Genomic DNA, 5,520 nt, shown 5'->3' on the forward strand with positions numbered 1-5,520 from the left:
CCGGTGGCACGGCCCTCGAACACCCAGACGTCGCGCCCCTTGCTCTGTACCACCTTGGGCTGGCGGCCCTTGAAGCGAGCGGGCATGTGCCGGTCGAAGGCACCCTGCGGCTCGATCGCATGGTCGTCGACGCTGACCAGGATGAGGTCTTCCAGTTTCATCGGGAGGCTCCGGTTCAGAGGAAGATGCCGAGGTTGGGCGTGCCGATCACGGACTGGTCGATGATGACCTCGCGGCGGGCCAGCTGCAGCGACTGGCCCGTCTTGCGCAGCACGTCGTGGCGGTCGCAAGGCAGCAGGTCGAAGTAGTCGAAGTCGAACCGGCTGCGCGTGAGCAGCATGTAGCTCTGGACCTTGTACTCGTTGGGCTTGTCCGTCTTGTACACGCGCACGTTGCTCACCAGGCGGCGCGTGCGCGAGGGGGGGTCCTCCCCCCAGGCACTGCGCGTGTCGGTGATGCGGCGCACGCGCAGCATCAGGGAGGCATGGTTGTCATGCAGGTGCTGGACGGTACGGATCACGGTGCCGTCGAGCTGGCGCACCGGCTTGGTCAGGCGCAGCGGCACGTTGTACTCGATGTCCGGGGCCAGCAGCTCGCTCCACTCGGTGAGCCGGATCTCGTCGAGCATCTCGGCCTCGTCGTAGAGGAACTCGACGATCTCGTTGTAGAGCGCGCAGCCCACGCTCACGCGGTTGGCACGCACGGTCGGTGGCAGGGGGGTCGGTTCAAGCAGATTGGCAATCATGATCGGGTCTCCTTTACAGATCAGCAGTCGGTGGTCATCAGCTCGTGCCAGTACTGCCAGAAGCTCCAGTTGGTGTCGTCCTTGGTGAAGCCGCTGCCGACGTGTCCCGGGCCAGGCCAGCCTTCGGGCTTGCCGGTCTCGAACATCGCCTGGTACTTCAGCGTGATGTGCCGGCTCATCGCGCCCTTGGCGACGATGGTCTGGTGCGGCCAGGTGTCGGAGTCGTCCTGCTCGACCATGCCGGAGGTGCCCAGAAGCTGGCAGGAGATGCGCAGCATCGCGGCCTTCACCTGCGCCGGCGTGTCCTTCTCGGCCAGGACCCAGTTCATGAACATGAACTTGTCAGGGCCCAGCGGCACGTAGGTGTGCAGTGCCATCGCGCCGACCACCTTGCCGTCGGCGGTGGGCAGGTAGATGAACTCGAACAGGCCGTTGGGGAAGAAGTTGCCCACCTGCGGCGGATTGGTGGACATCACCTGCAACTGCTCGGGCGTGAAGCGGCTCAGCAGCTCGGGTACCAGTTCGGGGGTGATGCCCGGCGGGGGCAGCACCGTGAGGCGCTGCTCGGGCGTGAGCTGCTCGGGATCCTGGCCCGTGATGCGTCGGATCTTGCGGCCCAGATCGATGCAGCGCATCGTGTGGCCGTGGTCGGTCCATACCTCCACGCCGTACATCTCCGGTGTCAGGTCGGCGCCGCCGCCCTCGCCGCCGGGCTTCTTGGCGTACGGCCCGATCTCGCCCAGCCAGCGGTGCAGCGTGAGGGTGTGGAAGCCGTCCGAGGCCCCCTGCTCCGCCGCGGCTTTCCAGTTGGCGCGGATGATGAAGCGCTGCGGCGGGCCCAGCACCTCCATGCCGTTGGTCGTACGGCACCACAGGGTGTCGTAGTACCACTTGGCATCGCCCAGGAATTCCTCGAAGCTCGGCCCCTCGACGTTCCACGTGGCAAAGACCAGCCCGCCGTACAGGGCCACGCGCGCCTTCTTCAGTGACAGCTGCTCCTTGGTCATGAGCTTGCCGTGCATGCACTCCTTCTCCACCGGGGCGCCGATGAAGTCGCCGTTGGGCCTGAAGGCCCAGCCGTGGTAAATGCAGGTGTGGATCTGCGTGTTGCCCGAATCCAGCGTCGAGACCTTCATGGCGCGGTGCGTGCACACGTTGAGCACCACGTGGACTTCACCGTTCTTGTCGCGCGTGACCAGCACCGAGTCCGAGCCCATGTCGCGCTGCACGAAGTCACCGGGGTTGGGGATCTCGGTCTCGTGGGCGAGGAAAACCCACGTCCTGGCGAAAATCTTCTCCATCTCGAGCTCGTAGAGCTCCTTGTCGGACAGCGTCCGCAACTTGACTTCGCGGGTCTGCAGGTTGATGAGGTCCGAGATACGGGTTCCGTCGGACAGCACGGGGTCGCTGCGCTTGAGCATGTGGGTGTCTCCTTGGCGCCTGCATTGCGAGGCGTGGGCGCAAATCTAAGACACTTATCTGCTTTGTGTTCAACAAATAGGGGCCAACCCTAGGCCGTACCCGCAGCGGGTTTGCGCTGGATCAGATTCTGCAGGCGACGCGGCCCCCGGGGCAGCCAGCACACGGAGACGATCGCGACCCCCGCAGCCCGCGATCATGGCTGGCGCCTGGTTTCCACCTCAACCAAAAAGAATCGCCATGCCTGCTTGCACGGACATGGCGATTCGGGCGCAGAAGGAGGCTGCAGCCCCGCGGCGGTTGAGCCGTCAGCGCCGCAAGGGCGCAGTGCGGTGCCGGACGGACTTATCGGGAGAGCTTGAGCAACTGCAGCGCGTTGCCGCCGCGCACCTTCTCCCGCTCGGCATCGCTGAGCCCCAGTCCCTCGGTGAGGTCGCCGTTGTCGTAGGCGCCGCCGAAGTTCGTACCGATGACCAGGCGGTCCACGCCGACCACCTCTGCCACGCCCCGACGCAGCGCCGGGTGGTGCACGTCGAGATCGAACCAGAAGTTCTGCAGGTACTCCATGAACGGCCGCTTGTTGCGCGCATCGGGCGCCATGGTCTTGTTGAGCTCCGACAGGCGTCCGAGCTGGAACACGAACATGCCGCCCGCATGCGTGACATAGGTCTTGAGCGTCGGGAACGCGTCGAGCACGCCGCCACAGATCAGGTACCAGGGAAAGAGCGTCTCGTCCACGCAGTCGCCGACGATGGAAGTGGTCTCGAAACGGTCCTCCGTGTGGCGCTCCCCCCACCAGACCGACTGGTTGTAGCCATGGACCATCAGCGGCACGTCGAGCGCGCAGACCTTGTCCCACACGGGATACAGCTCCTCGCTATAGGCTTGCAGGCCGTTGAAGTTGGCGCCGCCGACGCACACGCCGCGTGCGCCGAGCTGCGTGACGGCGCGCTCGATCTCGCGCGCGGCCTCCTTGGGATCGGCCAGGTTGGCGTGGGCCCAGAAGTCGAAATGCTCCGGATCCTGTGCGCACCAGGCGGACAGCTCGTCGTTGCAGATGCGGGCGTACTCGTTGCCGAAGTCCTCAGCCCAATACATGAAGGCGTGCGACGGGGTGGCCATCACGAGCCGATCCACGCCGCGCTCGGCCATGAGCTTGCGCCGCGCATCGTGCGTCATGCGCGACAGCAGGTTGGCCTGCGCCTGGGCATCGCTGACAGCCTTCTTGGGCTGGCGCGTGCCCAAAGAGAAATGGCCCACCGTGAAGCCTTGGGCTTTCATGAAGGGCCCCCAGAAGGCATGCCGGTTGAGCATTCCTTCGGTGACAAGGTGGGCGTGTAGATCGATCAGCATGTGCTGGCGCTCCGTGGCAGTGACTGCGAGCCCGCCTGCCGGGCTTGCCTGGAGCGGGAGTCTATGTATTGAACACTTTTAGTCAATGTGTGCTAATACCAGTCTTTCTCTCAGAGGACGAGCCGCCCATGACCTTCGACGCTGCACCCGCCACGGCGCTTCCGCCCACGTACACCCTGCTTGGCCGCACCGGGCTGCGCGTCTCGCGCCTGGCGCTGGGCACCATGACCTTCGGCACCGAGCATGGATTTGGCTGCGACCGCGCCATGGCGCGCGCGCTGTTCGACAGCTACCTGGACTGGGGTGGCAACTTCATCGACACCGCTGACGTCTATACGCAGGGCACATCCGAGCGCTGGCTGGGCGAGTTCATGCGGGAGGCCGGCGTGCGCGACCGGGTCGTGCTGGCCACCAAGTACACCAACAACTTCTCCAACACCGCGCGCGACCCCAATGCCGCGGGCAACGGGCGCAAGGCGCTGCAGCGCGCGCTAGAAGCCTCGCTGTCGCGCCTGGGCACCGACTGCATCGACCTGTACTACCTGCACATGTGGGACACCGTCACGCCGGTGGAGGAAGTGCTGCGCTCGATGGACGACCTGGTGCGCGCGGGCAAAATCCGTCACTGGGCGCTGTCCGACGTGCCGGCCTGGTATGCCGCACGGGCCATCACGCTGGCGCAGGCACATGGCCTGGAGCAGCCCTGCGCGTTGCAGATGGAGTACTCGCTCGTGTCGCGCGGCATCGAGTACGAATTCACCTCGATGTGCCAGGAACTCGGCATCGGCCTCGTGCCCTGGAGTCCGCTGGGTGGCGGCCTCCTGTCGGGCAAGTACCGCCCCCACGTGGGAGCGGCTGACCAGGACGAAGGCCGCATCCGCAACACGGCCCAGGTGGCCACCCCGTCGCTGAACAAGCTCACCCCGCGCAACTGGGACATCGTGGCCGAGCTCGAGGCGGTCGCCCGCGAGATCGGCCGGCCCATGGCCCAGGTGGCCGTGCACTGGGTGGTGCAGCGGCCAGGCGTGAGCTCGGTGATCCTGGGCGCCACGAAGCCGCAGCAACTGGCGCAGACCCTGCCCGCACTGGACTTCACGCTGCCGCCCGAACTGGAGCAGCGGCTCGATGCGGTGGGCAAGCTGCCCGCGATCTTCCCGTACGCTTTCATCGACACGATGGTGCCGCGCCTGTACGGCGGCGCGCAGGTGCTGGCCACGCCGCCGCGCTTTGCCCAGCCGCTGCAGCAGCGCGGTGGCTCCTGGCGCTGAGACCCGCCACCCGAGCAGCGTCAGCGGCTTGCCGGTGGCTGCAGCGCCTCGGTGGCCGAGGCACACCTGCGGTTGCGATCCGGGCGCCCGGCTTCGGGCCGCGCCTGGTCGAGAGGGTTGAGCCATGCCGCTTGGCTGCCTCCATGAATGCCGAAGGCGGCCACGCCAAAAGGGCAGGATGACCTCGCGCGAAAGCCGGTGCTTCGCATCGGCCGGCAGTACGGCCGAGGCTCGGGCGCCCCTTTGGATCACCGCGCCGCGGTTACCGTCCCCCAAGCACGCGCCTTGCAAGCGCGGCGCGCTGGCAAAGGCTTCAGTGGAACAGTAACGACCAACCGTGTTCAATCGTTGGCACGACGGGCATGTGCTGCGCTGACTGCCGCATCAGCGGGTCGACGGACGCGTGGAGCGGCGCCGGCCCCAGGACGAGCAATGACAAGGCTTCGAAGCCCAACAGCAGCGCAACGATGGAGACTTTGGTCGTCAGGATACTGCGAAGACGCATGGTGAAGCCTCTCGGGTGATGCCGTGGACGGTGTCTCGCCCGCTGCAGGGCACCTTCCACATCCCGACTTTAGGCACCCTGCCCTCGTGCAGCGATGCTGGTTTACGCTAATTACTGAGCACATATGACCAGCAGTGTTCAACTTTACATTTCTCTGCCTGCCTGCCTGCCTGCCTGCCTGCCTGCCTGCCTGCCTGCCTGCCTGCCTGCCTGCCTGCCTGCCTGCCTGC

The 5,520-nt window shown here is 66.1% G+C and carries 5 protein-coding genes; 1 reads left to right on the forward strand and 4 read right to left on the reverse strand.

The features are described from left to right. Nucleotides 1–175: 175 nt before the first annotated feature. From ALA01S_RS30085 to ALA01S_RS30095, 3 genes are all read right to left on the reverse strand, one after another. Complete coding sequence (locus tag ALA01S_RS30085; RefSeq protein WP_066343296.1) at nt 176–745, reverse strand: aromatic-ring-hydroxylating dioxygenase subunit beta; 570 nt, start codon at nt 743–745, stop codon at nt 176–178. Between the two features lie 20 nt (nt 746–765). Then, a complete protein-coding gene (locus ALA01S_RS30090; protein ID WP_066343298.1) occupies nt 766–2,166 on the reverse strand; it encodes an aromatic ring-hydroxylating dioxygenase subunit alpha in 1,401 nt (466 codons plus the stop codon). A 343-nt stretch (nt 2,167–2,509) separates the two neighbouring features. Continuing rightward, nucleotides 2,510–3,517 carry an amidohydrolase family protein gene (locus ALA01S_RS30095; RefSeq protein WP_066343300.1) on the reverse strand — a complete coding sequence of 336 codons (1,008 nt, stop codon included), beginning with the start codon at nt 3,515–3,517 and terminating at the stop codon, nt 2,510–2,512. Between the two features lie 128 nt (nt 3,518–3,645). Between ALA01S_RS30095 and ALA01S_RS30100 the strand changes: the two genes are divergently transcribed. Then, nucleotides 3,646–4,785 carry an aldo/keto reductase gene (locus ALA01S_RS30100; protein WP_066343302.1) on the forward strand — a complete coding sequence of 380 codons (1,140 nt, stop codon included), beginning with the start codon at nt 3,646–3,648 and terminating at the stop codon, nt 4,783–4,785. 313 nt (nt 4,786–5,098) lie between these two features. Here ALA01S_RS30100 and ALA01S_RS30105 read toward each other — a convergent pair whose 3' ends face one another. Beyond that, entirely contained in the window at nt 5,099–5,290 is a 192-nt protein-coding gene (locus tag ALA01S_RS30105) for a hypothetical protein (RefSeq protein ID WP_066343303.1), read from the reverse strand. Between the last annotated feature and the right edge of the window lie 230 nt (nt 5,291–5,520).

Origin of the sequence: Azohydromonas lata NBRC 102462, from assembly GCF_001571085.1 — a bacterium.
In the GTDB taxonomy this organism is placed as follows: Bacteria; Pseudomonadota; Gammaproteobacteria; order Burkholderiales; family Burkholderiaceae_C; genus Azohydromonas; species Azohydromonas lata.

Bases quoted from the DNA above. Each gene is read 5' to 3' on its own strand.
- ALA01S_RS30085 (WP_066343296.1), bottom strand. From the start codon at position 745: ATGATTGCCAATCTGCTTGAACCGACCCCCCTGCCACCGACCGTGCGT.
- ALA01S_RS30090 (WP_066343298.1), bottom strand. From the start codon at position 2,166: ATGCTCAAGCGCAGCGACCCCGTGCTGTCCGACGGAACCCGTATCTCG.
- ALA01S_RS30095 (WP_066343300.1), bottom strand. From the start codon at position 3,517: ATGCTGATCGATCTACACGCCCACCTTGTCACCGAAGGAATGCTCAAC.
- ALA01S_RS30100 (WP_066343302.1), top strand. From the start codon at position 3,646: ATGACCTTCGACGCTGCACCCGCCACGGCGCTTCCGCCCACGTACACC.
- ALA01S_RS30105 (WP_066343303.1), bottom strand. From the start codon at position 5,290: ATGCGTCTTCGCAGTATCCTGACGACCAAAGTCTCCATCGTTGCGCTG.